The 25,961-nt window shown below is 60.2% G+C and carries 25 protein-coding genes; 15 read left to right on the forward strand and 10 right to left on the reverse strand.

Annotated elements, in window-relative coordinates:
• Positions 1 to 86: 86 nt before the first annotated feature.
• From ACTD9P_RS03230 to ACTD9P_RS03260, 7 genes are all read left to right on the forward strand, one after another.
• Entirely contained in the window at positions 87 to 731 is a 645-nt protein-coding gene (locus ACTD9P_RS03230) for a CGNR zinc finger domain-containing protein (protein ID WP_438866658.1), read from the forward strand.
• 91 nt (positions 732 to 822) lie between these two features.
• Entirely contained in the window at positions 823 to 1,323 is a 501-nt protein-coding gene (locus tag ACTD9P_RS03235) for a sigma-70 family RNA polymerase sigma factor (protein ID WP_438866659.1), read from the forward strand.
• A 32-nt stretch (positions 1,324 to 1,355) separates the two neighbouring features.
• Positions 1,356 to 2,306, forward strand: a complete 951-nt coding sequence (locus ACTD9P_RS03240; protein WP_438866661.1) for a FecR family protein — start codon at positions 1,356 to 1,358, stop codon at positions 2,304 to 2,306.
• A gap of 145 nt (positions 2,307 to 2,451) precedes the next feature.
• Positions 2,452 to 4,809, forward strand: a complete 2,358-nt coding sequence (locus tag ACTD9P_RS03245) for a TonB-dependent siderophore receptor (RefSeq protein ID WP_438866719.1) — start codon at positions 2,452 to 2,454, stop codon at positions 4,807 to 4,809.
• Positions 4,810 to 4,987: 178 nt separating this feature from the next.
• Positions 4,988 to 5,314, forward strand: coding sequence for a type III secretion protein (locus ACTD9P_RS03250; protein ID WP_438866662.1), 327 nt, complete (start codon positions 4,988 to 4,990; stop codon positions 5,312 to 5,314).
• Positions 5,315 to 5,479: 165 nt separating this feature from the next.
• Positions 5,480 to 5,842: a hypothetical protein gene (locus ACTD9P_RS03255; protein ID WP_438866663.1), complete on the forward strand. Its 363-nt coding sequence runs from the start codon at positions 5,480 to 5,482 to the stop codon at positions 5,840 to 5,842.
• Positions 5,843 to 5,855: 13 nt separating this feature from the next.
• Positions 5,856 to 6,392: a type III secretion effector protein gene (locus ACTD9P_RS03260; protein ID WP_438866664.1), complete on the forward strand. Its 537-nt coding sequence runs from the start codon at positions 5,856 to 5,858 to the stop codon at positions 6,390 to 6,392.
• Positions 6,393 to 6,416: 24 nt separating this feature from the next.
• Here the strand turns inward: ACTD9P_RS03260 and ACTD9P_RS03265 are convergent, their stop codons facing one another.
• Positions 6,417 to 7,568, reverse strand: coding sequence for an MFS transporter (locus ACTD9P_RS03265; RefSeq protein WP_438866665.1), 1,152 nt, complete (start codon positions 7,566 to 7,568; stop codon positions 6,417 to 6,419).
• A 356-nt stretch (positions 7,569 to 7,924) separates the two neighbouring features.
• Here ACTD9P_RS03265 and ACTD9P_RS03270 point away from each other — a divergent pair, with 356 nt between their 5' ends.
• From ACTD9P_RS03270 to ACTD9P_RS03290, 5 genes are all read left to right on the forward strand, one after another.
• Positions 7,925 to 8,911, forward strand: a complete 987-nt coding sequence (locus ACTD9P_RS03270) for a diaminopimelate epimerase (protein WP_438866666.1) — start codon at positions 7,925 to 7,927, stop codon at positions 8,909 to 8,911.
• A gap of 303 nt (positions 8,912 to 9,214) precedes the next feature.
• On the forward strand, positions 9,215 to 11,233 hold the full coding sequence (gene tssI / locus ACTD9P_RS03275) for a type VI secretion system tip protein TssI/VgrG (protein WP_438866667.1): 2,019 nt from the start codon (positions 9,215 to 9,217) through the stop codon (positions 11,231 to 11,233).
• Complete coding sequence (locus tag ACTD9P_RS03280) at positions 11,233 to 12,069, forward strand: DUF4123 domain-containing protein (protein ID WP_438866668.1); 837 nt, start codon at positions 11,233 to 11,235, stop codon at positions 12,067 to 12,069. The genes tssI and ACTD9P_RS03280 overlap by 1 nt, the downstream gene beginning before the upstream one ends.
• A complete protein-coding gene (locus ACTD9P_RS03285; protein ID WP_438866669.1) occupies positions 12,062 to 12,847 on the forward strand; it encodes a hypothetical protein in 786 nt (261 codons plus the stop codon). The genes ACTD9P_RS03280 and ACTD9P_RS03285 overlap by 8 nt, the downstream gene beginning before the upstream one ends.
• Before the next feature lie 14 nt (positions 12,848 to 12,861).
• Positions 12,862 to 15,018, forward strand: coding sequence for a lipase family protein (locus ACTD9P_RS03290; RefSeq protein ID WP_438866670.1), 2,157 nt, complete (start codon positions 12,862 to 12,864; stop codon positions 15,016 to 15,018).
• Between the two features lie 24 nt (positions 15,019 to 15,042).
• On the opposite strand, the gene codA is transcribed toward ACTD9P_RS03290, so the two are convergent.
• From codA to ACTD9P_RS03330, 8 genes are all read right to left on the reverse strand, one after another.
• Entirely contained in the window at positions 15,043 to 16,278 is a 1,236-nt protein-coding gene (gene codA / locus ACTD9P_RS03295) for a cytosine deaminase (RefSeq protein WP_438866672.1), read from the reverse strand.
• 98 nt (positions 16,279 to 16,376) lie between these two features.
• A complete protein-coding gene (gene codB / locus ACTD9P_RS03300) occupies positions 16,377 to 17,645 on the reverse strand; it encodes a cytosine permease (protein ID WP_438866673.1) in 1,269 nt (422 codons plus the stop codon).
• Between the two features lie 151 nt (positions 17,646 to 17,796).
• Complete coding sequence (locus tag ACTD9P_RS03305) at positions 17,797 to 18,420, reverse strand: NUDIX hydrolase (RefSeq protein WP_438866674.1); 624 nt, start codon at positions 18,418 to 18,420, stop codon at positions 17,797 to 17,799.
• Positions 18,421 to 18,428: 8 nt separating this feature from the next.
• Positions 18,429 to 18,872 carry a GNAT family N-acetyltransferase gene (locus ACTD9P_RS03310; protein WP_438866676.1) on the reverse strand — a complete coding sequence of 148 codons (444 nt, stop codon included), beginning with the start codon at positions 18,870 to 18,872 and terminating at the stop codon, positions 18,429 to 18,431.
• A 25-nt stretch (positions 18,873 to 18,897) separates the two neighbouring features.
• Complete coding sequence (locus ACTD9P_RS03315; RefSeq protein ID WP_438866677.1) at positions 18,898 to 19,095, reverse strand: helix-turn-helix transcriptional regulator; 198 nt, start codon at positions 19,093 to 19,095, stop codon at positions 18,898 to 18,900.
• Positions 19,092 to 19,466 carry a hypothetical protein gene (locus tag ACTD9P_RS03320; protein WP_438866679.1) on the reverse strand — a complete coding sequence of 125 codons (375 nt, stop codon included), beginning with the start codon at positions 19,464 to 19,466 and terminating at the stop codon, positions 19,092 to 19,094. Before ACTD9P_RS03320 ends, ACTD9P_RS03315 begins: the two co-directional genes overlap by 4 nt.
• Positions 19,467 to 19,592: 126 nt before the next feature.
• On the reverse strand, positions 19,593 to 19,949 hold the full coding sequence (gene queD, locus ACTD9P_RS03325) for a 6-carboxytetrahydropterin synthase QueD (RefSeq protein ID WP_003237990.1): 357 nt from the start codon (positions 19,947 to 19,949) through the stop codon (positions 19,593 to 19,595).
• A gap of 76 nt (positions 19,950 to 20,025) precedes the next feature.
• Positions 20,026 to 21,105 (reverse strand): patatin-like phospholipase domain-containing protein, encoded by a 1,080-nt coding sequence (locus ACTD9P_RS03330; RefSeq protein ID WP_438866680.1) that lies wholly within the window; start codon positions 21,103 to 21,105, stop codon positions 20,026 to 20,028.
• Positions 21,106 to 21,276: 171 nt separating this feature from the next.
• On the opposite strand from ACTD9P_RS03330, the gene ACTD9P_RS03335 reads away from it, so the two are divergent.
• Genes ACTD9P_RS03335 through ACTD9P_RS03345 form a run of 3 tightly spaced genes read left to right on the forward strand, consistent with a single transcriptional unit; the run spans position 21,277 to position 23,578 of the window.
• Complete coding sequence (locus ACTD9P_RS03335) at positions 21,277 to 21,600, forward strand: PepSY domain-containing protein (RefSeq protein ID WP_438866682.1); 324 nt, start codon at positions 21,277 to 21,279, stop codon at positions 21,598 to 21,600.
• A complete protein-coding gene (locus tag ACTD9P_RS03340; protein WP_438866683.1) occupies positions 21,600 to 22,268 on the forward strand; it encodes a response regulator transcription factor in 669 nt (222 codons plus the stop codon). The genes ACTD9P_RS03335 and ACTD9P_RS03340 overlap by 1 nt, the downstream gene beginning before the upstream one ends.
• Positions 22,265 to 23,578 carry a sensor histidine kinase gene (locus ACTD9P_RS03345; RefSeq protein ID WP_438866685.1) on the forward strand — a complete coding sequence of 438 codons (1,314 nt, stop codon included), beginning with the start codon at positions 22,265 to 22,267 and terminating at the stop codon, positions 23,576 to 23,578. Before ACTD9P_RS03340 ends, ACTD9P_RS03345 begins: the two co-directional genes overlap by 4 nt.
• A 123-nt stretch (positions 23,579 to 23,701) precedes the next feature.
• Here ACTD9P_RS03345 and ACTD9P_RS03350 read toward each other — a convergent pair whose 3' ends face one another.
• A complete protein-coding gene (locus tag ACTD9P_RS03350; RefSeq protein ID WP_438866686.1) occupies positions 23,702 to 25,849 on the reverse strand; it encodes a methyl-accepting chemotaxis protein in 2,148 nt (715 codons plus the stop codon).
• Positions 25,850 to 25,961: the final 112 nt, after the last annotated feature.

Below are 25,961 nucleotides of genomic sequence, written 5' to 3' on the forward strand. Positions count from 1 at the left end.
TTCTAGCCGCGGGGCGGCGACTTCGACTCCAAGAAACGAGGTATTCTCTGCCAAGGCAGAGCGTGCAGGTTTTTTCGGGAGTTGGAATGACGCATTTCACGGGCACTGCAAAATCAATCCGGCTGATCGGCGGCGCTCGGGTATTGGATTTTATCAATACCACTAATGGTCGCAGGCCGTATTCTGCACTCAAGGTTAAGGAAGAACGACTCACGAGTTTCAAGTTCTTCATCGAGTGGGCATTACACGCCTCTTTGCTCTCTGATCAAGAGTACGATAATTACTCACCTATGGTGTTTGACTCGCTTATTTCCTTCCAGCCAGACCTGGACGCGATTATTGCATTCCGAGAGTGTCTTTACGGCGTCTTCCACGCTCTGTCATTACACCAGCATGTCACCGATGAGGCCTTACAGCAGATCAACCTGCACTACCAACAAGGCGCGGCGTGGCGAGTCTTGCGCTCCATTGACGGGAGGCCCGCATGGGGCTGGCGCACCTGCGTCTCTGCGCAGGAGCTGACGTCGATGCTGATAGCGCGCCTGGCCACAGATGCGACGCAATTGCTTGTATCGAGCCAGCTTCACGCGTTGAGGTGCTGCAGTTGCACGGATTGCGATTGGATATTTCTCGATCTCTCCAAAAGTAAACAACGCAAGTGGTGCCAGATGAGTGTGTGTGGCAGCCGAGAGAAGCTGAGCCGACTTAAACAGGCGGCCAGTCATCTTTAGTTGCAACTCGAAACGGTGAGCGACGGGAAGCAATTGCTCCGCTTAATAGGAAGCATTACTATTCACGCCCCCGCCTCCCAGTGCTCACGCGATGATTCCTCAGCCGCCCCGCAGAACAGGCTTTTTCGAGCATTACGAAGAGTTGATCGGAACCTGGACACGCCGCCTGAGAAACCGTCAGCAGGCCGAAGACCTGGCTCACGACACTTTCGTACGCGTGCTTGAGTCTGGTTCGAGCGACGTTGAGCAACCGCGTGCCTATCTGCATCAAACGGCGCGCAACATTGCGGTGGACGCTTACCGTCGCGAAGACCGGCGTGAGGCGCTGGCATTGGACGCCTTTGATCAGCGTTCGCCCCACACCGGCGACCCGGAGCATTTCATGCACGCGATCCAGTTGGCCGACTCCATCGAGCGGGCCTTGGCCGAGTTGCCGCTCAACTGTCGCAAGATATTTATCTGGCAGAAAATCGAGGGGCTGACCCAGCAGGAAATCGCCGTGCGCCTGGGGCTGTCTAAAAACATGGTGGAAAAGTATATGATCCGCACCTTGCGGCATCTGCGCGACCGCCTGGACGCCATGGCCCCATGAACTCTGCCCGTTTTGAAACAGGATCTTCCACGATGGATAGCCGTGCTCGCGACGAAGCCGCGCAATGGTTTGTACGCCTGCAAGACGCCGAGTTGAGCCCCGAAGAGCAGCAGCGTTTCGACGCGTGGTGTGCCGAGCAGCCTGAGCATCAATATGAATTTGAAGTGCTGCAAGGCCTGTGGAGCGCCGCTGACCTTGTGCCCACGGCGCGTTTGCAAGCACTGTGCGAGGCCCCGGTCGAACGCCCCAGACGCCACGCCATTGTGCGTTACGCCGTGGCTGCCAGTGTGGTGGCCATCGCCTTGGGGCTTGGCCTGTTCAGCGGGCTTGATCATCCCAAACCCTACAGCGCTGAGTTCAGCACGCGCTTGGGCGAGCATCGCCAAGTGGCATTGCCCGACGGTTCGGTGATGGACCTCAACAGCCGCAGCGTGGTCGCGGTGCATTATGAAAAGGGTCGGCGCGGCGTAGAAATCAAACAGGGCGAAGCGATGTTCAGCGTCGAACACGACACCAGCCGGCCGTTTGTCGTGGTCGCCGGGGCAGGGCAGATCACGGTCACCGGCACGCGTTTTGATGTGCGCCGCGATGACGATCAGACCCGCGTGGTGGTCGAGGCCGGCACGGTCAAGGTGCAGGGGCGTGTGCCGGATCAGAGCGTGACGCTCACGGCAGGGCTCGGCACGCATGTCGATCCTGCCGGGCAAGTCGCTACGGCGTATGCCGTGAATGCCGATGAACTGACAGCCTGGCGCACCGGCAAATTGGTGTTCAACAACGCCACCCTTGGCGAAGTGGCGCGGGAAGTATCGCGCTATCGCGAGCAGCCGTTGCGGGTCAATACAGCGGCGGTGAGCAATCTACGGCTGACCAGCGTGTTCAAATCCACTGACACCGACGCCTTGCTCAAAGCCCTGCCACATATCCTGCCAGTGGCCGTGCGCGCCTTGCCGGACGGTAGCCAGGAAATTATTTCACGCTGACATTCAGGTTTTTTTCGAGTTCTTCGTCTTCTTCTGCAACTGCAACTGGTTTGCATTAACAGCCGCATACTCTTGCGATCACAGGACTAGGTTCGACGTGAAAAAACTTGTCGGTAACAACAATAAAGTCTCCCGCTGGGCGCCCATGGCGCTGGCACTTGCGGTCAGTGCCGCGCTGCCTGCGGCCTATGCGGCCGATGGCATCCATATTCGCTCACAGCCGCTGGGCGCTGCTTTGAGTCAACTGGGCCAGCAGACTTCCCTGCAAGTGTTCTTCAGCCCTGACATGGTCGCGGGTAAACAAGCGCCAGCAGTGGACGGCAACCTTTCTCCCGAACAGGCCCTGCGCCAATTGCTTCAGGGCAGCGGCCTGGATTACCAGATCGATGCCGGTTCCGTGACCCTGCGCCCGCTGCGCAGTGGCACGGGTGAAGCCGGCTCGCCGTTGGAGCTGGGCGTCACGGATATCAAAGTAGTGGGCGACTGGCTGGGCGATGCGAATGCCGAAGTGGTGCAGAACCATCCGGGCGCACGTACCGTGATCCGCCGTGAAGCCATGGTGGAGCAGGGGGCGATGAATGTCAGTGATGTGCTGCGCCGCGTCCCTGGCGTGCAGGTGCAAGAGGCCAACGGCACGGGCGGCAGCGATATTTCCCTCAACGTCGGCGTGCGTGGCCTGACTTCGCGGCTGTCGCCACGCTCTACCGTACTGATCGACGGCGTACCGGCGGCGTTCGCTCCCTATGGCCAGCCGCAACTGTCGATGGCACCGATTTCCGCCGGCAACCTGGACAGCATCGACGTGGTACGCGGCGCCGGTTCAGTGCGTTATGGGCCACAGAACGTCGGCGGTGTGATCAACTTCGTGACCCGCGCGATTCCTGAACAGGCCTCGGGTGAAGTCGGCACCACCCTGGAAACCTCCGCCCACGGCGGCTGGAAACACGTCGACAACGCATTTGTCGGCGGCACCGCCGATAACGGCATGGGCGTGGCGCTGTTGTATACCGGGGTGAATGGCAACGGCTACCGCAACGGCAACAACTCCAACGACATCGACGACGTGATCCTCAAGACCCACTGGGCGCCGACCGATCAAGACGATTTTTCGCTGAACCTTCATTATTACAACGCCAACGCCGATATGCCCGGCGGCCTGACCCAGAAGCAGTTTGACGCCAACCCGTACCAGTCGGTGCGTGATTGGGACAATTTCAGCGGCCGTCGCAAGGATGTGTCCTTCAAGTACATTCGCCAGATCGACGACCGTACCCAGGCTGAAGTGCTGACCTATTACATCGACAGTTTCCGTGGCAGCAACATTGCTAACCGCGACCTCAAGACCATCGGTTCCTACCCGCGCAGCTACTACACCTTCGGCATCGAGCCGCGGGTGTCCCATGTATTCGATGTGGGCCCGAGCACCCAGGAAGTCAGCGTCGGTTATCGCTACCTCAAAGAAGGCATGCATGAACAGGCCAGCAGCCTGAACCTGGTCAACAACGTGCCGACGCCGGGCGGGCAAAACGACGGGCATGTTTACCAGGACCGCACCGGCGGCACCGTGGCCAACGCGTTCTATATCGACAACAAAATCGATATTGGCAAGTGGACCGTCACGCCGGGCATTCGTTTCGAAAACATAGAAACCAACTGGCATGACCGCCCGGTGGTCGCCTTGAACGGTGTGCGCACCGTGGAAAAGAATCGCAAGATCAATAGTAACGAGCCGTTGCCAGCGTTGAGCGTGATGTACCACATTTCCGATGCCTGGAAAGTCTTCGCCAACTACGAAACCTCCTTCGGCAGCTTGCAGTACGCGCAGATCGGGCAGGGCGGTCGCGTCAACCAGACGGCCGACGGCCTGAACCCGGAAAAGGCCAAGACCTACGAGATCGGCACACGCTACAACGACAGCGTCTGGGGCGGCGAAGTGACGCTGTTCTACATCGACTTCTCGGATGAGTTGCAATATGTGAGCAATGACGTGGGCTGGACCAACCTCGGCGCCACCAAGCACCAGGGTATCGAAACCTCGGCCCACTACGACCTGTCGAACCTGGACCCACGCCTCGACGGCCTGACCGCCAACGCGGGTTTCACCTACACCAAGGCGACTGCCGAGGGTGATGTGCCGTTCAAGGGCCGCGATCTGCCGCTCTACTCCCGTGAAGTGCTGACAGCGGGCCTGCGCTACGACATCAACCACTGGACCCATAACCTGGACGTCTATGCTCAGTCCGGTCAGCGCGCGCCTGGCACCGGCACCACCTACATCACCCAGGGCACTGCCGATGGACAGTACGGCGATATCCCCGGTTATGTCTCGGTCAACGTGCGCAGCGGGTATGACTTCGGCGCGCAACTGTCGAACCTGAAACTGGGTGTGGGGGTGAAAAACGTCTTCGACCAACAGCACTACACACGCTCCAGTGACAACAACGCCGGGTTGTACCTGGGCCAGCCCCGCACGTTCTTCGTGCAGGCCAGCGTTGGCTTCTGACCGGGCGTTGATAAGAAAAATCGCAGCCTGAGGGCTGCGTTTTTTTTGCCAGTTTTTGCAGTGCTCGCTGCACGGCCCAGGCCAGCGCAGGAACTGTTTTCGCGCGTTTGCCACACAGGTTGTAACCAGCGACTTTGATCGTAGGGGTTGCTTTTAAACGCCGAGACAGGAGCCAGACATGACTTCAACTTCGTTTCAATCCGGTCAGGCCGATAGCCGGGGCACCTTTGAGGGTATACGCAAGGTTGCCCGCTCAATATCGGTTGACGAGGAGGGCAACTGCCCAGCCTTGTTGACGGTGCACGCCACCGAAACGATGCGCATGAAAGCCTTTGTGGGCCAACACAAATTCCAGGCGCCCGTCGCGGATGATTTTGCCCGTGGCCTGCTCGCACCAGAGCCTGCCAGCCACCCTGACATCCAGAGCTTGGGGCAACCCATTTGCCGGTGGGCCACGCTGATCAATTACCTCACCACCCGGTGGCGTGGGCCAGCAGCCGGGTGAACCGGTGTTACATGCTGTTATCGGGATTCTTCTATCGCCCGGAACTATCGCGTGGCGCTAACCACATATCGGGTGCTTGCTGCCCGGGGGGTGAACCGATGACTCGGTACTCTCGGTACTGACTTTTCAGGCAAGCATAGATCTGCAAAAAGCGAGAGATGACGCATGAAGATTGAGGGTGCAATACCGCGCGCACAGCCAATGGGCGTGGGCGGGCCAGAGGTATCTTGGGCTTCATCGCCCCGCGTTTTCCAGCTGCCGGGCGATGAGCCGTTTGCCACGCGGGACCTGCCGACGCAGCGGCCCATGCTGTGGCGCGGAGGCTTGTCTTCACTGCGCCAGCAGGCGCTGCAGAATGCCCCCGCAGTGCGTACCAACACCACGCCGCCTGGTCCGAACTCTACGGACAGCCAATTAGCCGGTGAGCTGGAGAAACACTTTGGCGAGCTGCATGGTTTTCTGAAAGATGGGCGCTTGACGCAGTCGTCATTACGCCAGATCGCCGCTCAGACCTTGAGTGGAGAGTAAGGTGCGCGACCGTATGATTCTGCTGGTCAGGGAAATTCTCAATCGCCCCCTGCTCAACGATGCGATCATCGATTGCGCGGGGTACATCACCCGCGACAGCCTGAACGCGGCCGCTGCGGCACTGCAAGGTAACAGCTCCCCCAGCGTTTTCAGCCAGGACCCTTTTCATGATCAGGGCAATGCTCAGGTCGTAAAAGCACTGCAAGGCTATTTCAAGCAACTGAGGGATATCCCCAAAGACAGCACAGTATTTTTTGAGGCGCTTGAGTACCTGGACATCAACCAGCTCAAAGTCGTGATGAGCGACCCTGATGACCTGGACTCGCAAGGACAGCCCCTGCTGGAGCCCGCCACCGGGCTAGCCAGGAAGAAGTACAGTGAACACTGCGTGTACACCGCCAAGAACATTATTGAACGCCCGGGCCTGCTGCGTTCATTGGAGCGCGACAACAATATGCGGTTGTTGGGACGCCCCAGGCACGAGGGCTTTCTTTGCAACAAAAGCCTGGAGCGTTGGCTGGAACACTATGAAACCCACAAAGCCAGGTAACGTCCTGGCTGTGCGGTGAGTGCTTTACACCTTGAGAATTTTGCCGCTGATGGCTACCCCCGCCAGCAGCAGCGCAATCAGCACAAAGGCGGTGCTCAGACTGCTGCCGTGGGCGATGAACCCGATAACGGCTGGCCCGGCGAGAATGCCGGCATACCCCAGCGTGGTGATGGCCGGCACGGCGATATGTTCCGGCATGACCGTTTGTTTACCGACGGCGGTGTACAACACCGGCACGATATTCGAGCAGCCGGCGCCCACCAAGGCATACCCCAGCAGCGCGGTTTCCCAGGCCGGCAATAACGTCGCGAGCAACATGCCGGCAGTGGCCAGTGCGCCGCCAATCACGATCACGCGGGTAGCCCCCAGGCGACGCACAATCGCATCACCGGTCAGGCGCCCTGCGGTCATGGTCAAGGCAAACGCCGCGTAACCCAAGCCGGCGTAAGCTTCATCAAGGCCGCGCTCGGCGCTCAGGAACACCGCGCTCCAATCCAGCACGGCGCCTTCGGCCAAAAACACGATGAAACACAGACAGCCGATAAACAGCACCACGCCGTGGGGAACGGCAAATGCGGGGCCAGTGCTTTCGCTGCCGTAAGGCAGCAGATGCGGCCCGGCCTTGAACAATGCCAGCGCCATGATGACGATCACCACCAGGGTCGCCTGCAACGGCGACAAACCCAGCCCCAGCAACCCGGCAACCCCTGCTGCGCCGACGATACCGCCAAGGCTGAACAACCCGTGGAACCCCGACATCATGGTTTTGCCGCTGGCACGCTCAACAATCACCGCCTGCAGGTTGACCGTCGAATCCACAGTGCCCAGGCCCCCACCAAACAGGAACAGCGCGGCGATCAGCAAGGGGATTGAACTGACCGTGGCGAGCATCGGCAATGCCAGGCAGATCATGATTGTGCCGGCGGTCAGCACCCGGCGGCAGCCGAAGCGTGAAGCCAGCGCGCCAGCCATCGGCATGGCGATGATCGATCCGACGCCCAGGCACAACAGCAACAGGCCCAGCGTGCCTTCATTAAGGTTTGCCCGCGCCTTGGCGTAGGGCACCAGCGGCGCCCAGGCCGCGATACCGAAGCCGGCGATGAAAAAGGCGATACGGGTCGACATTTGCTCCAGCCGTCCGGGAACCACGGGCGCTGGGGTGGGGATGGCAGTCATGAAAAATCCTTGGTTTTGCGTTCAACGAACGATGTCCGGCACGACATCCTTGCACATCAGGCCCTGTCGAGCGAGCCGGGTTCCCTTGAAGAGAGTGACTGGCGCGCAGGCTGCGGGTTTATTGTTACAGGAGCGGAACGTCCAGGACGGTGGCGACCACACAGAGGCTGTCGAATGTATCGGCGGTGGCCTGGAAGGTGCGTAATCTGCGTGAGAACGGATGAACCCCAGGTTTTGACGTTGGATTACCACCTTCCAGGCCACCTCCTACAGCGCCGCCTTCTGTAATACGCTGCTGCCAAGTGTGCAGGCAATCGGCCAAATACGCCGATGATAATTCTTTGGAAGGTGTCGCTATGACGGTGTTCTATGACGCACGGGGCAATATTTACGGCGTGGTCAGCCCCGGCTACCTACGCAGCCGGGGCATAGCGGTGCCTGAATGTGCCGACCTGGCTGCCCGTACTCGAACAGAGTGGGCAGCCTTGGCGATCGCGTCGGAATGTGAATGGGGCACGTTACCGCGTGCGGGCAATGCCAAGGCACACCGCTGCGATGGTTTGCTGGTGGGGCCGTTCCAGGCTGTGCCGCCGTTTGACGTGTTGATCGTCAATACCGACGGCACGCTCGCCGAGCGCAGTGGTAACGGCTTGACGATTTTTTCTCAGGCGCTGACGGATCAAGGTTTGATGACCCAGGGGTGTGAGTTGCACGTGCATCACGACAAGCACGATGCAGCCTCTCCAGTGGCGACCTATTCGCAGCCGGCAACGTTTGAACAGGTTGCAGGCTTCTGGCTGGCCTTGGGGCGACCGGAGTTCGGGCCGGCAGCGGTGGCCGCCAGCGGTATTGGCGCGGTAACACTGGGGCAACGTGAGTTCAGCTATGTGGCCGCACTGGCGGCGATCGACCCGCAATGGGGTGTCAGCCAGTTTGTGCGTGTTGGCAATCCTCATTGTGTGACGCTCGTCGAGCATGTCCAGGCCTTGCCGGACAATCAGTCGCTGCACCAACGCGCACTGTTTGAGCCGTTACAGGCGATTGCTTTTGCACCGCCGGGCGGGCGCGGCCAACCATGTTTGGCGGGGATCAATCTGCAATGGGCCGCACACTCTACGGGCAATCGGGTTCTCGCGCGGGTGTTTGAGCGGGGAGAAGGGCCTACTGCGTCCTCGGGTACCAGCGCCAGTGCAGTGGCCTGCGCGGCATGGCGGGCGGGTTGGGTTGAGTCCGGAGAGGTGGCCGTGGTCATGCCGGGTGGCACTGTGCCGGTGCGTTTACAGTGCCAAGCCGAAACTCTGCTGAGCGTCAGTCTGTTCGGGACTGCATGCGTGCAAGCCTGAATGCGTGGGAGTGGCTGATATCTTGAATGCGTGCCAGCTGTTTCTTTGTTGGTTAGTTATATAGGTGAAGTTTCGCGTAGGAACTTTCTCGTTGTTGAATAGTGTTTAATTTCACGAATTTATTATTTTGTAAAAGACACGTCCTACCACGGTGTGCGAAACGTCTTTTTTATTTTCAAAGGGTCAAGTTTCGCCTGGAATCGCTAATATCTATTGGGTTCAGGCGCTTTTTCCCAGCAGTTCAATCAATGCCCGATGGGGGGAAGCCTTTCAGTCAAATAATTGATGACGGGTAACTTAGGGATGGTTGCAATATCTGCCGCGCCACGTTTCAAGTTGATACTTCCACAAATAGCCAATGACTTTCAGGTACTCGCTTTTAAGGGCCGCGAAGACCTTGATCAGCCGTATTTCATCACCGTGCAGTTAGTCAGTGAAAATCCTTCTCTGGATCTGGAAGCGCTGCTTCACCAGCCGGCCTACCTGGACTTTGGCGAAGCCGATGCGGGGCTGCATGGGCAGGTGTACGCCATTGGTCGGGATGATCCGGGCATTCGACTCACTCGCTATCGCCTCACCCTGGCACCGCGCCTGGCGTGCCTTGCCCATCGGCGCAACCAGCGGGTTTTCCAGCAACGCAGCGTGCCGCAGATTATCGCCACGGTTCTCGAACACCACGGCATCCTGGCGGACGCTTATGCCTTCGAGCTTGGCACCGTGGTCTATGCACCCCGGCCCTTCTGCGTGCAATACGTAGAAACCGACCTGCACTTTATCCAGCGGTTGTGCGAAGAGGAGGGCATTCATTACCACTTTCGCCATAACCCGAATAATCACCTGTTGGTATTTGGCGATGACCAGACGGTGTTTCGCCGCCTGGGCGCACAGCACTTTTGCCCGACGCAGGAACTGGCCGCCAACAGGGGTGTTATCCGGCAGTTCGACGTGCGCCTGGAGACCCGTACACAGCTGACGGTGCGCCGTGATCATGACTTCCAGCATCCGTCGCTGCGCCTTGAAGATAACGCGGGGCCTGCATCGATGCAGTTCCTTGAGGATTACCATTACCCGGGTGGTTTCTGTGACCATGTGCGAGGTCGGCAGTTGGCGCGCCGGGCCCTGGAGCGGCATCAGCGCGACCGCCATCGTGCCGTGGGCAAAAGTGACCAACCGGCGCTGGCCAGCGGCCATTTTCTTGAGTTGTGTGATCACCCGGATCCGGCCTGCAATGACCTTTGGCTACTCACGTCAGTGCATCACGAGGGGTATCAGCCGCAGGTGCTGGAGGAAGCGGCACCCGTGGTTGGCACATTCCACGGCTATCGCAACCGGTTTACCGCAACGCCTTGGCGCGCCGTGCATCGACCGCCTCTCAAACACCCGAAACCGACCCTCAATGGCAGCCAGACCGCCATTGTGACGGGGCCCGCAGGCGAGGAAGTGCACTGCGACGCCTATGGCCGAGTGAAGGTCCGTTTTCATTGGGACCGCCGGGATCCCACCGATGACAAAAGCAGTTATTGGGTACGGGTAGCTTCCGGTTGGGCGGGAGATGGCTTTGGCGCCATGCTGATTCCACGGGTGGGCATGGAGGTGCTGGTGACCTTCCTGGAGGGTGACCCGGACCGGCCGTTGATCAACGGCTGCCTGCCCAATGCGCTGCACAGGCCGGCTTACCCCTTGCCGCAACACAAGACCCGCAGTGTGCTGCGAAGCCGCAGTGTGCCGGGCGGCGCGGGTGCCAACGAGCTGCACCTTGAGGACCGTCATGGCGAGGAACTCATCTACCTGCGCGCCCAACGGGATCTGGAGCAGTGGGTTGGCCATGACAGCCGCCTTGAGGTGGCGGGAGAGCGGCGCGAAATCATTCGCGGGTCAAGCACGGTTCACTTGGAAGGCGGCGAGCAACGGCACATCACCGGAGATCGCACCGTCGTGCTGGGCACGAATGACCGGTTGGATGTGCAGGGTGACAGCCAGACGCATATCGTTCAGTCGATGGTTATCCAGGCCGGGCAGCAGATCGTCCTCAAGGCGGGCGCCAGTCTGGTCATCGACGCGGGCGCACAATTGAGCCTCAAGGCCGGTGGGGAACACCTGATTATCCAGGCGGGCGGCATTTTCAGCAGCCGGCCTGTGACCGTTGGCGGCTTGCCGCCCGTTACGCCCTCAGCGAGCCCTTTGTCGGCAGTGGACGTGCCGAGTCTCTCGACGGCGCAAGGCACGCTTATGGACGAGGCCCGGCAGTTGGGCGCGGACTTCTGTCCGGTATGCGAGGCATGCCGTGAAGGCCAGTGCACCCTCACGCGGAGGGCAGCCTGATGCCGAGTAAACCTGGCCAGTGGATGGCCCAACAGCACCGAGCGGGGCGCCGAGTGTGCTTGATCCTTGAAGGGCATCAGGATGCACGTCAGCGGCTGTTGTCTGTGCGTCAGCTGCCGCAGTATTGCAGCCTGTACGCTGAGACTGCCCTGTTCGAGTTGGCAGCCGCAGGCCCGGTGATTGTGCTGGTGGAGCAGGCGGATGAGTCGGGGCTTGTAGACCTGCTGCAACGCCCCGAGGCGAACTGGGGCTGGTTGGGCAGCCTGCCCGACGATGATCTGGCTGGCGTGGTTCGGCATTGGCGTGAACGCCTGTTGGTAGGGCACCCGGGAAGCCAGGCCCTGTATCGTTTTCACGATAACCGCACCTTGGCGCGTGCGTTGACCCATCTACAGAGCGAGCATCGGCCAGTGTTGCTCGGCCCACTGATCAGTGTGTGCTATTGGCATGAAGGCGCTTGGCGCCAGAGTGAAAACCCAATGCCCGGTGAGTATCCGGTGCCTGTGCCTGCGCCCTGGCTGAATACGCCCAACCCTCAGGCCGAAGTGATCCTGCACGCCAATATCCTGCGTTATCTACTGACAGAGCACAGCGAAAAGCTCGCCGGCTTGGTCGAGTTTCGGGACCCCGGAATTTGGCTGGCGCAGGTTATCGAGCAGGCCCGTGCCTGGCAATGGCGAAGCCCCCAACAGCTCGAATTTCTGGTAGTGCGCAGGTTGGAGGAGGCGACGCAAGGCAGCGCGATTCGGTGGCTGCCGATAGAGGGCGAGGCGCCTGGAGAGCATTTTGAGCGGGTGTTACGGGAGTGGCACAGTTTGGGGAAAAAACATGAGTAAGTGGATGCGCAGCGTGTGGGTCGCATTTGGAGTCGGATGGCTCTCGGGTTGTGCGGTGGCACCACGGGCTGATCATTTTACGCTGGAGGTGGATTTACCCCCGCAGTTTCGATTTATCGGGGCCGCTAACTACCGTCCCGCCAGGTATGAACTCTGCACCTTGCCGCAGCGTCGAGGCAAAAGGCCTGAACGCAAGATTTTTATTGCCGATTACAAACTCCTGGCCGAGCGGGTGAGCTATGAGTTCCCGCTGACTGAAACCATTGAGGGGTGCCCTTCGGTGTTGCGTAGCGTGCAGTTCACTCTTTATGCGAAGTGGGGTGAACTCGACACTGATGTCGGTGGCAGTTTCGCGGCAATTTCTTTCGCAGATCCTATCGAGTCTGAGCGCGTAGCAGCGATGCCCGAGTCGGGTGTGCAGGAGTTTTTTGGACAATGTATGTGGTTTTTTCGGACGGCCGGCCCCGAGCATGCGATCAGAAAATTGTTGGAATGTAACGCGTTGGACACGAAGGGGAAAAGGCAAGAAACGCGCGCGGGTGGCGTGGCGCAGAGAGAGCTGCTCCCAGGGAAAAAAGTAAGACTGACGTTGAGCGTTACAGACGAGGAGGCACCCGCTTTTCAGGACACCTGGCTCGCTGTACCGGGGGGGTGGAGACGGTGCCGGGGTAAAAGCTTTGAAGATCTGTCCGGATACTGTGGCAGTAACACCACGGACTTTAAACCTATAACGATGCCGGATGGACGTGTTTGCGATGTTTATCCAACGTGCAATTAACAAGGAGATGATTCATGACTCAGGAAGCATGGAAGCAACCTTTTTTCAGTAGCAAGATGCCTGCTTGCCCGTTGAAAGGGCATTGGGCAAGCGTTTGCCTGGTGGATGAAACAGGCAGCGGCAAGGCTTATGGCGGGCTGGTTTACACAATCCAGGACACTACAGGGCGACTGTACAACGGCAGGTTGAATGGAGAGGGATACGCCAAGTTGGAAGGGTTTTATTGCGGCCCTGTCATTCTCACTTTGGATGCGCAGTATTCCGGCGAAGAGGAGCCGTATTCAAAATTGAGAAAACGCAAGACTTACCCGTTGCCTATCACCGAACTTCAAGCCCGCGCCGAACACACCCGATTTTCAGCGGCTGATGGCCAGCGTATCGAAGGCAACCCTGCACAAGGCCAAGCAGACCGGTTTTACCAGGTTGAGGTGCGCGATCTGGTTCGACATATTGCCCACCTGCCGCCGTTTGCCTCCAGAACCTATCAGCCCCCAAGGCATGCGTTGAAAATGATGGCCGAGCTGGGGTTTGGTCCGCCGCAGCCCGCATTGTCAGGCGTTGTGCTGTTCCCCAACTTGCACACGGTGTTGGAAGTACGGCCTTTGCGAGCCCTGCGCCCGATGTTATCGACCGACGATCAGTTTTGTGCGTTGAACCTGTATCAATTGGCGTTGATGTCCACATTGAGTTACTGCGATTTTGGTCAGCAGCCTGCAAAACCGCCGGTGCAACACGTCAGCTTTCCCCTGGATCCCAGCGCAGGAAATCTGTTCGCGGAAAAACTCTCGGGGTTTCAAGAAGCCTGGAAGGTCGATCGTGAACAGGCTCAGCGCTTCTACCCCTTGTATGAAGAGGTTCCATACTCCCAGCGTTTTGAGATTTTGCCTTTCGATCCTGAGTTGTATCCACAAAATCGTCCGGAGCTTGAAGATAAACAGGAACATCCCGCTAGCCTGCACTTTTTTGACGATGAAGCCCTCGGTACGGATACCCAGGCGTTTATCAGTCACCACAACGAAGTGATTCTGATCGCTGTACGGGGTACCGCCAGTGGTGCCGATGCTTTGCGAGATGCGAATGCCCACCAAGTGCCCTTTACCGAAGGTGTTGGCAAAGCCCATGAGGGTTTTTACCAGGCCTATCGAGCGATGCGCGATTTTGTTCTGTACTACCTTGATCAGTTCCACAGCGGTCAGCGCGTTGTGATATGCGGCCACAGCCTTGGTGGCGCCATCGCGTTGCTCCTGGCAGAAGGGTTACGCCGAGTTACCCGCGTAAAGTACAACATCCTCCTCTACACCTACGGCGCTCCCCGCGCCGCAGATTCCGAGTTTACCGACGGCGCCTCGGCCCTTATCCATCACCGCATCGTCAACCACAACGACCCGGTGCCCAGTGTTCCTGCCACGTGGATGAATACCACCGCCAAACTCTGGGTGCCGGGTGCCATCACACTTTTTGCCGCGCCCGGGGCGGGTGGCCTGCTGTTCGCCGCCGGCCTCGTGCGCGTCGGCGGTAACCCTTACCAGCATCACGGCGAACAACAGCACTTCATGCCCATCAAACTGCCGGATGGCACGCACTCCTCGGTGTTATGGGCGCCCGGTTGTGAGTCCATCCTCGAGGCCGGATGCAACCGGGTGCTGCAACAGCATGGCGATATGCCCGAGCGTGCCAACCTGTTGAAACAACTGTTTCAAGCCAGTCAGCACTTCATGACCGCCAGTTACATTCCAGCCGCGTGGGCCACGCTGCGTCGTTGGCAGCAAACCGTGGATAGCCAGGGCCCTTTGATCACAGCCCGGGAGTTCGAGTTGATAGACCTGGCGCTCGACACCATGACGCAACAACTGCGCGACAAGAACCGCGAGCTCGAACGTCGTCGCCCACCGAACCAACGCGATTATGAGCATGCGCATAACCAGGCACTGAACGCTGAAGTCGATCGCTTGCGCAGCAGCCGGCGCCGATTGGAGTCATTACGCTGGCGCCGTCTGGACGTGCGTGACGTGTATGGCAGCCACGCTGATTCCACCCGCTTGCAGCCCAGCGTGAAGCGCTGGTTGCGCCACCGTGAAAACCGCAAGTCGGCGCAAATCGCCAGTATTCCTGCGCCACTCCAGGACGGCGCCGGCCGGGTGCAGCCACTGGATATCGACTCAATCGTCTGACCCAGTTACTTATGGCCCCGCTGCTTACAAAAACTCCACCTGTGCCGGTCTACGTTGCATCAGTACCTTGCCATTGCGGATCGAATATAACGGCAGGCCTTGGCTGCGGATTACCTCGTAGTCACTGTCTGCCGAGAGCACCAGCAGGTTGGCCGGGCGACCGGGTTCCAGGCCGTACCGGTCACCCAGGGCCATGGCCTTGGCGCTGTTGTCGGTGACCAGGTCCAGGGCGCTTTGCAGGTTGCGGTAGCCCAGCATGTGGCAGATGTGCAGACCGGCTTCCAGCACGCGCAGGATGTTGCCGTTGCCCAGCGGGTACCAAGGATCAACGATGGAGTCCTGGCCGAAGCAGACGTTCATGCCGGCCTCGAGCAGTTCATTGACGCGGGTGACGCCTCGGCGTTTCGGAAAACTGTCGAAGCGGCCCTGCAGGTGAATGCTTTCGGTAGGGCAGGAGACGAAGCTGATGCCCGAGTGCCCCAGCAGGCGAAACAGTTTGACGCAGTAGGCATTGTCATACGAACCCATCGCCGTAGTGTGGCTGGCGGTGACGCGCTCGCCCATGCCGCGGCTGCGGGCTTCTTCGGCGAGTACTTCGAGAAAGCGCGAGTGCGGGTCATCGGTTTCGTCGCAGTGCACGTCCACCAGGCAGCCAGTGCGTTCGGCCAGGTCCATCAGGAACTTCACCGAGCTAACCCCTTGGTCGCGGGTGTATTCAAAGTGCGGAATACCGCCGACCACATCAGCGCCCAGGCGAATGGCTTCTTGCATCAGTTCACGGCCGTTGCGGTAAGACTCGATGCCTTCCTGCGGGAAGGCGACGATTTGCAGGTCGATCAGGTGCGTGCTTTCTTCGCGCACCTCCAACATGGCTTTGAGCGCGGTGAGGTCAGGGTCGGTGACATCAACGTGGGTGCGCACATGCTGGATGCCATGGGCGGCCAGGGCCTGAATGGTTTTCTTGGCGCGTGCTTTGGTGTCTTCCTGGGTGATGGTGGCTTTGCGTTCGCCCCAGCACTCAATGCCCTCGAACAAGGTACCGCTCATGTTCCAGCGCGGCTCGCCGGCGGTCAGCGTCGCATCCAGGTGGATATGGGGCTCCACGAACGGCGGTATGACCAGGTTGCCAGCGGCGTCGAGGTCGCCAGCTGTTAATGTCGGCGCCACAGTTTGCGCAGTAATGCGGGCGATCCGGCCGTGTTCCAGGTGCAGATCATGCAGGCCTTCACGGTTGCGCAGGCGGGCATTGATGATATGCATGGGCAAGTTCCTCTTGGCTTTGGATAATCAGGCAGGCAGCCGCCAGGTCATCAGGGTTATCAGCCACAAGGTTACCATCCTCATGGCAACAGTCGGGTTCAGGCCTGTACGTCGGCCAACGGCGCCCGAATGCGCAGTGCAGCAGTGAGTGCGATGTAGGTCAAAGACGCAGCCACAATCCCCACCAACGGCGCCACCCACGGTGAGTGAAACGCCAACACGGTGCCCACGGCATATGCCGCCAGCCCCAGCCAATTGAATGCCGGCAGGCGTACATCGGCCAGGCGCGGGTACTGGCCGCGATAGCGGTAGAAGAAATCCGCCATGATGACCCCGCCAATCGGCGGGATCACGGTGCCCAGCAGAATCAGATAAGGCACCAGCAAGTCGTACATGCCAAGCAGTGCCAGCAATGTACCGATCACCGCGCCGGCCAGGGTCACGGTTTTGCGTCGCCGGGTACGCAGCAGATTGCAGCCGGCCACGGCGAAATTGTAGATGGTGTTGTCCTGGGTGCTCCAGATGTTTAGCAGCAACATGGCCATCGCTGCCATGGCGAAACCTTGCAGCAGCAGGACCTCGACCACATCGGGTTGCTGATAGACGATGGCGCCATACGCACCGATCAACACCATCAAGCCATTGCCGATAAAAAAGCCGATCAGGCTGGCCAGCACCGCGACCTTGGCCGAACGAGAAAAACGCGTCCAATTGGTCGCCTGGGTGGCGCCGCTGACAAAGGTGCCGAATACCAGCGTGATGGCGGTGGACACGTCCAGTTCCGCCGTCGGCACCACCGCCATAAGACCCTCCAGGCCGCCGACTTTGACGGTGGCGACCCACATCGACAGCAACAGCAGGATGCCCATGGCCGGCACCGCGATATAGGACAGCATCTCCAGCCCGCGATAGCCCACATACGCGGTGGCGCAGAACAGCAGGCCAAACAGCACCATCAGTGCCAGCACCGTGCCTTGGTTCAATTCGAAATATTTGCCCAGCACCACTGCGGCGGTGGCGGTGCCCCAGGCGTACCAGCCGATCTGGGTGAAGCCGAGGATCAAGTCGCTGAGTTTGCTGCCCACTTCGCCAAAGCAGAAGCGGCCCATCAGGACCGAATTCAAGCCGCTCTTGAACGCGATGTAGCCCAGGCCTGCGGCGTAAATACCCAGCAACAGGTTACCCAACGCCACGACACCGAGCATGTCGATAAAACTGAACGCCACGCCCAGCTTGCCGCCAGCGAACATGGTCGCGGTAAAAAAGGTGAAGCCCAGCAACACCATGGCGGTGGACGCGAGGCCCTTGCGCGCATGCATCGGCACTTCACTGAGGGGGTAATCGTTACCCGGTTCTTGCTGCGTCATGGCCTTGCTCCCTGGATGACTGACGCCGTGCTGTTGCACTGCGCGTGCCAAACCGGCGACGCGGCGTACTTATGCCAGGCAGCGATGTTTAGCGTGTCTGCCACCGACATCAGGTAGGCACGAAAGCGGTGCAGCGGTGAGACAAAGTGGATCAGTCGAACAGGGTCTGGGTGGTCTCGCCACGATGAAACGCAAACGCCGCTTCAAGATCGCTTTCGATGGTGCGCCCACGGGACAGCGGCGGCAGGTCGTCGAGGGTGAAAAAGCCCACTTCGGTGGTTTCAAACCCGGCCACCGGCGCCAGTTGGTTGACCCGCTCGCACAGGAAGTACAGCTTGTAGAAGTCCCGCACATCCGGGCGATACAAGCCCTTGGCCTTGTGCGTGACGCTGTAAAGCGCGCGTGCCGTGACGCTCAACCCGGCTTCCTCACGGATCTCCTTGACGATATTTTCCGCCGCCGACAAGCCGATATCGGCATAGCCACCCGGCAGCGCCCAGCAGCCGTCGGTCAATTCGCGTACCAGCAGTATCCGGTCGCCTTCGATCACCGCGCCGCGTACGTCAATCATCGGGGTTGAATAGCGCTTGGCAAAATCCGGTACCAGCCCGGTGATGCGTTCCAGAGGCACATCCGCCAGTTGCGCGAGCATGCTGTGGGCAATCTCGGCAATTTCCTCAAGGCGCTCACGTTCAAAGTCGTCGGTGCAAAAATGCAGCCCCGTGGACGCCAGGGCCTGCAAGCGTTTGGCCTGGGTCAGCCAGAGGTTTTCCATGGGGGTTCCTATAGAAGATGTTTGATCATATAGACGCGGCGCAGTCCGTGTTCCTCGGCGCGATGGGTTTGCACATAGCCACGGCGACTGTACAGCGCAAGGTTCTCGGTCATCATCTCATTGGTGTACAGACGGATAGCACTGTAGCCGGCATCAAGGGCCTGCTGTTCGGCAAAATCCATCAGCTGTCGCCCCAAACCAAGGCCTTGTGCTTGTGGGGCGACGGCGAGGTTATCCAACAGCAACGCCGTGTCGGTGTGCCTCAGGATAACAAAGCCTTGAACCTGCCCGGCGTGGTCCAGCACGTGCACGCCCCCGCCTTCGATCAACTGCGGGTAGTCCTCCAGCATCGGCCCAGGCTTTCGGCCGATGCGCTCAATGTAGGGCGCATAGGCAGCCTGGACGATGGCCTCGATAGCGGCACTGTCATCGATAGTGGCGGGGCGCATCATTTCAGCGTGCTCCTGTGATAAAGGCTCAGTCCACTGGCGCTTCGAAGATCGCCTCGATGGGCCGTTCGAACACCTTGGCGATCTTGAACGCCAGCGGCAAGCTCGGGTCGTAGCGGCCGGTCTCGATGGCGTTGATGGTCTGGCGCGATACGCTCAGGCGCTGCGCCAGATCAGCCTGGGACCAACCCAACTCTGCGCGTAAGTGGCGCAGTTGATTATTCATTGATAACGCCTTGTGCCAATGATCGTGGCCACACACCAGACGCCGCCCATGATTGGCCAGACCATGAAGGCCGACAGGCGCGGCAGGCCGGCGGTTTCCAGGAAACCGTAGCTGAAGGTGGTGAGGGCGGTGCATACAAACGCCACCGCGAGCGCTTCCAACTGAATCTTGCGGCCCAACTCATCCATGCTGTTAAGCCGGCGGATGATCGATACCGCCATCGCGATCATCGGAATAACCGGCAGCAATGCCAAGGCGATTTTCGCGGCGCCGTCGGGCATCGTCCGTACAGATGAGCTGGAAACTACCACGCAGCAAATGTACACCAACAGAATGACGATAAATTCCACCAGGAAGCGTTTGGTCGACATGACTCTCTCCAGGAGTAAAGGGTGCTTTACACTGGGTGTGTAGGTTTTCAATGTCAAGCATGCTTTACATATGCAGGCGACAGGCATAAAAAAACCACCCGCAGGTGGTTTTAAACACTCAACCGCTTACTCGCCGCGATAGATGCAACCGCTGGTGCAGGTCTCATGGATGCGAATCGCGCTGAGCTCCGGCAACAGGGGCTTAAGTTCGGTCCAAATCCATTTGGCCAGCACTTCGCTGGTCGGATTCTCCAGGCCCGGGATGTCATTGAGGTAGTTATGGTCGAGGCGTTCGTACAGCGGCTTGAAAATCGCCTTGATTTCCGAGAAGTCGCGAATCCAGCCGGTATGGGGATCCAGGTCGCCGCTGAGGTGGATCGCCACCTTGAACGAATGCCCGTGCAGGCGCCCGCATTTGTGGCCCTCCGGCACGTGGGGCAGGCGGTGGGCGGACTCGAAGGTAAACTCTTTGAAAATTTCCACAGTATTTTAAGCTCGGTCAGGTATCTGGCAGGCGGCGAGTTTAACAGCTTGACCCCTTGCCGCGCATACCGCTGGGTCACAGCGCTTGCAGTCGCTCGCCCAGCCCACCATTGTCCGCCAATTGCAGGAACTCATCCCCCAGCCGCCGGCTTTCGCTCATCGCGGTTTGCCAGTATTTGTTGCGGCTCGCGTCATCGCCCATATAGCGCTTGAAGTCGCTGCGGTCCGGCAATTTGCCGTGGGGCAGGCGGCCCAGGTAGTCCCTGGAGGGCGCCAGTAGCAGCACATCCTGCAAGCCCTGCGGGTTACTGCGCCGCCACGGCAAGCCCTTGTCGAACCAGCCGGGGATCACCCGGTCGGTGAAGTGCGGGTACAGCACGATGTCGTCGCCGTGGTAAGGCAGGTCGAGGTGGTAGTCCAGCAGGCCACCGTCGCGGTAAGTGCCCGTGCCTGCGCCGGGCAGGTCGCGCACGCCTTGCATCACCATGGGGATGGAACCCGAGGCCAGCAGTGCCTGGCGCAGGTTGCCCACCTGCAGGTCGAGGAAGCGCGAGGGAAAGTCCGTCAGCGCATGCACTGGTGGCGCTTGGCGCGGGTCGTGGATGATCAACCGCTCAAAATGCCGTGACAGCCGCGCACGGCCACGCAGGTTGTCGGCAATCACCGACGACAGGCCCAGCCCCAGTCGGCCACGGTGGTCATCGGCAAGCAGGCCGTGGCTCTTGACCACCATGATATTCAGGCGATAGTCGGGGTTGTCCAGCACCCGCGCATCGCGGCCAGCCAGCAGGTCGTCGAGCATGCGCTGGCAGCTATGGCTGACTTCGGCCATGGTCACGCCCTTGGCGAAGCGTTGCTCGTTATACAGGCGGCCGAGGTCGAGCAGGCCTTGCACCGGGTCGGGCAGGCACGCACTGGCAAAGCGCCAGGAGCCGATGGACGCGCCGATCAATGCACGCTCACGCGGCGCGCGCGGCAGCCAATCGCCGAACAGCGCCAGGTCCAGGCCTTGAATGCCCAGCGCCTTGGGGCCACCGGCCGCACCGGGTAGGATACCGACGTCCGCCGGCGCAAGGCCTTGCTCGCGAATGCGCGTGAAAGCGCGTTTTCCGGCCTTGAGGGTCAGGGCGGGAAATTTGATGTGGATGGCAGTCATACAGGTCTCGGTTGCAACGAACAGGCAATATAAGAGAATTCTTGCAACGATGGGTAAGCATGCCGCTTGAAAATTGCCATGGTGGCAATTCAGTTTCAGTTAAGTTGCCACGGGTACCGTGGTGGCACATGTCCCCCATCGGGCCGCCCTCAAGGAACATCAGGATACGTAATGAAGGTAAATCTACGCGCAGGCAGTCAGGTGGCGCTGGTATTGCTACTGAACAGCGCCAGCCTGTCGGCCCATGACCTGGGGCAGGATGAGGCCCTGCGTCTGCGTCAGGAAGGTGTCATCGCGCCGTTGGAACAGTTGCTGGGTCCGGCGCTGGAGCGCTACCCGGGCGCCAAGTTGCTGGACGCCGAACTTGAAGAGCACAAGGATCGGCCGGTGCGCTATATCTACGAGATCGAGTTGTTGACCGTCGAGGGTGTGGTGCGCGAAATCGAGCTCGATGCCAGTACCGGTAAGCTGCTCAAAGATAAGGAAGACGACTGATGCGCCTGCTTCTGGTGGAAGACAACGTACCGTTGGCCGATGAACTGTTGGCGGGCCTGCAGCGCCAGGGTTACGCGGTCGACTGGCTGGCCGACGGCCGCGATGCCGCGTACCAAGGCCGCAGCGAACCCTATGACCTGATCATCCTCGACCTCGGCTTGCCGGGCCTGCCCGGGCTGGAGGTGCTGGCGCAATGGCGCTCAGCGGCCTTGGCCACACCGGTGCTGGTGCTGACCGCGCGCGATTCCTGGGCCGAGCGTATCGAAGGGCTCAAAGCCGGCGCCGACGATTACCTGAGCAAACCCTTTCACCCCGAAGAGCTCTACCTGCGCATCCAGGCACTGTTGCGCCGTTCCCACGGCCAGGCCAACCAGCCGACGCTGCAAGCCGCCGGCCTGCATCTGGATGAAGGGCGCCAGTGCGTGTTGCGCGATGGCGAGGAGATCCAGTTGACTGCCGCCGAATTCCGCCTGCTGCGCTACTTCATGTTGCACCCGGAACAGATCCTGTCGAAAAGCCACTTGGCCGAGCATTTGTATGACGGCGAGACCGAGCGCGACTCCAATGTGTTGGAAGTGCACGTCAACCACCTGCGCCGCAAGCTGGGGCGCAGTGTGATTGAAACCCGGCGTGGCCAGGGTTACCGGTTTGGCGCCGCTCCGGCATGAGGTCGATTCAACGGCGCTTGAGCCTGGGGCTGATCAGCGTCATGGTGGTGGTCGGTGTCGTGCTGGCGCAAACCAGTTTGTGGTTGTTCGAGACCGGTTTGCAGCGTTACCTGGAAGCCGGGCTGCGCAACGACAGCGAGAACCTGTTGGTGGCACTGGTGCGCGGGCCTGAGGGTGTTCAGTTGGATGAGCAGCGTTTGTCTCCGGCCTACCAGCGGCCGTTTTCCGGGCATTATTTTCGCATCGATTTTGCCGACGTTCACTGGCGTTCCCGCTCGCTGTGGGACCAGGAGCTGCCGCGCCTGACCGAACCTGGGCTCAAGGGCAACCTGCAACTGGGGCCGGAACGCCAGCAACTGCTGGTGTTGCGTTCGGACTACAAACGTTTCGGCCAGTCGATCTCCATCAGCGTGGCCCAGGATTACACGCCCGTGCGCGAAAGCTTTCGCCTGATGCGCCAAATTGGTCTGATCATCGGCCTGGCGGCGCTGTTGCTGGTGCTGATTCTGCAACGGGTCACCGTGCGCCGCGCCTTGCGCCCGCTGGAGACGGCACGCAACCAGATCGCCCAACTGCAACAGGGCCGGCGTTCGCAACTCGATACCCAGGTGCCGTTGGAACTGGAGCCGCTGGTGGCGCAGATCAACCATCTGTTGGCCCATACCGAAGACAGCCTCAAGCGCTCACGCAATGCCTTGGGCAACCTTGGCCATGCGCTGAAAACCCCATTGGCGGTGCTACTGAGTGCGGCCTCCAGCGAAGCGCTCAAGGACCACCCCGAACTAAGCAAGCTGCTGCGCGAGCAACTCGATCAGGTGCAACAACGCCTCAACCGTGAACTCAACCGCGCCCGGCTGGCTGGCGAAACCCTGCCGGGCGCGCTGTTCGACTGTGAAAAAGAACTGCCCGGCCTGCTGGCCACCTTGCGCATGATCCACGGTGAACACCTGGACTTGAGCTACCACGTCGACCCCGGTCTGCAATTGCCCTGGGACCGCGAAGACCTGCTTGAACTGCTCGGCAACCTGCTGGATAACGCCTGCAAATGGGCGGATGCCGACGTGCGCTTGGCGGTCAGCGAAACCCCGCGCAGCTTTCTGCTGGCAGTCGAAGACGACGGCCCCGGCATCCCACAGGCCCAGCGTGAGCAAGTGCTCAGCCGCGGTGCGCGCCTGGATGAGCAGATTGACGGTCATGGCCTGGGGCTGGGGATCGTGCGGGATATCGTCGAGGTGTGGGGCGGTACGTTGCAGTTGCAGGACAGCGAGCTGGGCGGGCTCAAGGTGCTGATCGAATTAGCCAAACGTTAACACCGCTGAGATCGTTCCCACGCTCTGCGTGGTAACGCCGCCCTGGACGCTCCGCGTCCCGCTGTCGACGGGTGACGCGGAGCGTCACAGGAGGCATTCCCACGCGGAGCGTGGGAACGATCGTTATACGCGAAACTGATCCATCAACCCCTGCTGCTGATTCGCCTGGCTATTCAACGCCTGGCTCACCCGCGCCGATTCATTCGCCTGCTCCGACAGTGATTCAGTCACATCCCGAATCGTCGCCACATTGCTGTTGATCTCTTCGGCCACGGCGCTTTGCTGTTCGGCGGCGCTGGCGATTTGCAGGTTCATGTCGCTGATCACCGTGACCGCCTCACCGATCTGGCGCAGGGCGGTGACCGCCTGGCCAACCTGTTCGACACTGCCCTGGGCCTGGCGATAGCTGTTGCCCATGGAGTCGACCACGTCGGTGGTGCCGCTTTGCAGGTGCTCGATCACCAGGCGGGTTTCTTCTACCGATTCCTGGGTGCGCCGCGCCAGGTTACGCACTTCATCGGCGACCACCGCAAAGCCACGCCCGGCCTCACCGGCGCGGGCGGCTTCGATGGCGGCATTAAGCGCCAGCAAGTTGGTCTGCTCGGCGATGCCGCGAATCACTTCCAGCACCGAGCCGATCTTCTCGCTATTGGCCGCCAAGCCTTCGACCTGGGCCATGGCGGTGCTCATGTCCGCCGCCAGGTTGCCGATGTTGGTGGTGGTGCGGTCGATCACACTCAAGCCGTCGCGGGTGGCCTGGTCGGCATCGCGTGCGGCGTGTGCTGCTTGGGCAGCACTACGCGCCACATCCTGGGCGGTGGCGCTCATTTCGTGGGAGGCGGTGGCCACTTGATCGACCTGGCGGTACTGCTGCTCCATGCCGGCGCTGGTTTGCGTGGCGATCGCGGCGGACTGATCGGCAGTGCCACGGGCGTCCTGCACCGAGCGTTTCACTTGGGCAATGATCGGTTGCAGCTTGTCGAGGAAGCGGTTGAACCAGCCGGCCAATTGGCCCAGTTCATCGTGTTTGTCATAGGCCAGGCGGCGGGTGAGGTCGCCTTCGCCGCTGGCGATGTCTTCTAGCATGCGCGCCACGCCGAGGATCGGCCGGGTCACGCTGCGGGCCATCAGCCACACAAGCACTAAGCCGACCACGGCGGCCAGCAGGCCCAGGCTCAGCTCCAGCAGCGTGCCGCGGGCGTTGTCCGCGTCCAACTGCGCCTTGAGCGTTTCGGCAGGGCCGACTAGGACTTTTTCCGGCACATCCAGCAACACGCCCCATGGCTTGCCGCCGGGTATCGGCGCGAATGGCGCCAGCACCTTGAGCTGATGATCGGTACGCAGGCTGCTGGTCTGGGGGTTACTGGCCAGCACGCTGATCAATTGCGCGCCGCTGGTGGTGTCGACCTGATCCAGGCGCTGGCTGAGTTTACTGGCGTCCGGGCTGTAGCCGGCGAGCAAACCGGTGGGGCTGAGGATGCTGACTTGGGTCTGGCCGTCATACAGCTTCTGGCTGGCCTGTTGGCTCACGGCCTGCAGGCTATTGAGGTTGATGTCCACCGACAGCGAGGCGATGACTTTGCCGTTGACCATCAGCGGGAAGACGATGCTGGTCATCAGCACGTTTTGCCCGTCGATCACATAAAAGTACGGTTCGATCACGCAGGGTTTCAGCGTAGTGCGTGGGCAGGTGAACCACGCGTTAGCCTTTTCGCCGCTGGGGCCGACGCTGATGTCGGCCATGTCGCTTTCGGGCAGCGACATGGAGGTAAGTTTGCCGGGCGTTGGCTGCGACCAGTAGAGGGCGAAGCGGCCTTTGTCGTTGCTGCCCAGTTCTGCCTGATTGGCGAACAACTCGTCCTTGCCGTCCAGCGCATTGGCCTCAAACACCAGCGACAGGCCGAGCAGATCGGGGTTGGCCTGCAAGGCGGCCTTGACCTGACGGGTCAGGTCTTCGCGGGTATCAAAGGCGTCGAGGAAGCGTTTTTCCGCCTGTTCGCGCAAAAACAACACCTGGCGTGAAAAACCATGGCCGTACTGGTAGGCGTCCATAAATTGTTGGCGAATGCCCAACGCCTGCACTTCACCCTGGGCCTCGATGCGCGCCTGGGCGGCCGCGTCGAGCATCTGCATGCTGGAGGTTTTGACCTGCTGTGAACTCTGCTCCATGCGATACAGCGACAGACCCACCAGCAGGGTCACGATCCCCAGCAGGCACAGGCCCGCGAGCAGGGTGATTTTCCATTGAATGGAGAGCTGTCTGAGAGACATCGAGGAGCATCCTTAACCTGAAAACACAGAGAGACCCGTTTATCGGCTGGTGCGGATATTTCTTTATTCAAACGTTCAATTTAAAGCTGCTTTTGTGGCGAGGGAGCTTGCT

The organism is Pseudomonas onubensis (assembly GCF_965653655.1).
Classification (GTDB): domain Bacteria; phylum Pseudomonadota; class Gammaproteobacteria; order Pseudomonadales; family Pseudomonadaceae; genus Aquipseudomonas.

What these genes read in the sequence shown, in the direction of transcription:
- ACTD9P_RS03230 (WP_438866658.1), top strand. Translation starts at nt 87, where the DNA reads ATGACGCATTTCACGGGCACTGCAAAATCAATCCGGCTGATCGGCGGC.
- ACTD9P_RS03235 (WP_438866659.1), top strand. Translation starts at nt 823, where the DNA reads ATGATTCCTCAGCCGCCCCGCAGAACAGGCTTTTTCGAGCATTACGAA.
- ACTD9P_RS03240 (WP_438866661.1), top strand. Translation starts at nt 1,356, where the DNA reads ATGGATAGCCGTGCTCGCGACGAAGCCGCGCAATGGTTTGTACGCCTG.
- ACTD9P_RS03245 (WP_438866719.1), top strand. Translation starts at nt 2,452, where the DNA reads ATGGCGCTGGCACTTGCGGTCAGTGCCGCGCTGCCTGCGGCCTATGCG.
- ACTD9P_RS03250 (WP_438866662.1), top strand. Translation starts at nt 4,988, where the DNA reads ATGACTTCAACTTCGTTTCAATCCGGTCAGGCCGATAGCCGGGGCACC.
- ACTD9P_RS03255 (WP_438866663.1), top strand. Translation starts at nt 5,480, where the DNA reads ATGAAGATTGAGGGTGCAATACCGCGCGCACAGCCAATGGGCGTGGGC.
- ACTD9P_RS03260 (WP_438866664.1), top strand. Translation starts at nt 5,856, where the DNA reads ATGATTCTGCTGGTCAGGGAAATTCTCAATCGCCCCCTGCTCAACGAT.
- ACTD9P_RS03265 (WP_438866665.1), bottom strand. Translation starts at nt 7,568, where the DNA reads ATGACTGCCATCCCCACCCCAGCGCCCGTGGTTCCCGGACGGCTGGAG.
- ACTD9P_RS03270 (WP_438866666.1), top strand. Translation starts at nt 7,925, where the DNA reads ATGACGGTGTTCTATGACGCACGGGGCAATATTTACGGCGTGGTCAGC.
- tssI (WP_438866667.1), top strand. Translation starts at nt 9,215, where the DNA reads ATGGTTGCAATATCTGCCGCGCCACGTTTCAAGTTGATACTTCCACAA.
- ACTD9P_RS03280 (WP_438866668.1), top strand. Translation starts at nt 11,233, where the DNA reads ATGCCGAGTAAACCTGGCCAGTGGATGGCCCAACAGCACCGAGCGGGG.
- ACTD9P_RS03285 (WP_438866669.1), top strand. Translation starts at nt 12,062, where the DNA reads ATGAGTAAGTGGATGCGCAGCGTGTGGGTCGCATTTGGAGTCGGATGG.
- ACTD9P_RS03290 (WP_438866670.1), top strand. Translation starts at nt 12,862, where the DNA reads ATGACTCAGGAAGCATGGAAGCAACCTTTTTTCAGTAGCAAGATGCCT.
- codA (WP_438866672.1), bottom strand. Translation starts at nt 16,278, where the DNA reads ATGCATATCATCAATGCCCGCCTGCGCAACCGTGAAGGCCTGCATGAT.
- codB (WP_438866673.1), bottom strand. Translation starts at nt 17,645, where the DNA reads ATGACGCAGCAAGAACCGGGTAACGATTACCCCCTCAGTGAAGTGCCG.
- ACTD9P_RS03305 (WP_438866674.1), bottom strand. Translation starts at nt 18,420, where the DNA reads ATGGAAAACCTCTGGCTGACCCAGGCCAAACGCTTGCAGGCCCTGGCG.
- ACTD9P_RS03310 (WP_438866676.1), bottom strand. Translation starts at nt 18,872, where the DNA reads ATGATGCGCCCCGCCACTATCGATGACAGTGCCGCTATCGAGGCCATC.
- ACTD9P_RS03315 (WP_438866677.1), bottom strand. Translation starts at nt 19,095, where the DNA reads ATGAATAATCAACTGCGCCACTTACGCGCAGAGTTGGGTTGGTCCCAG.
- ACTD9P_RS03320 (WP_438866679.1), bottom strand. Translation starts at nt 19,466, where the DNA reads ATGTCGACCAAACGCTTCCTGGTGGAATTTATCGTCATTCTGTTGGTG.
- ACTD9P_RS03330 (WP_438866680.1), bottom strand. Translation starts at nt 21,105, where the DNA reads ATGACTGCCATCCACATCAAATTTCCCGCCCTGACCCTCAAGGCCGGA.
- ACTD9P_RS03335 (WP_438866682.1), top strand. Translation starts at nt 21,277, where the DNA reads ATGAAGGTAAATCTACGCGCAGGCAGTCAGGTGGCGCTGGTATTGCTA.
- ACTD9P_RS03340 (WP_438866683.1), top strand. Translation starts at nt 21,600, where the DNA reads ATGCGCCTGCTTCTGGTGGAAGACAACGTACCGTTGGCCGATGAACTG.
- ACTD9P_RS03345 (WP_438866685.1), top strand. Translation starts at nt 22,265, where the DNA reads ATGAGGTCGATTCAACGGCGCTTGAGCCTGGGGCTGATCAGCGTCATG.
- ACTD9P_RS03350 (WP_438866686.1), bottom strand. Translation starts at nt 25,849, where the DNA reads ATGTCTCTCAGACAGCTCTCCATTCAATGGAAAATCACCCTGCTCGCG.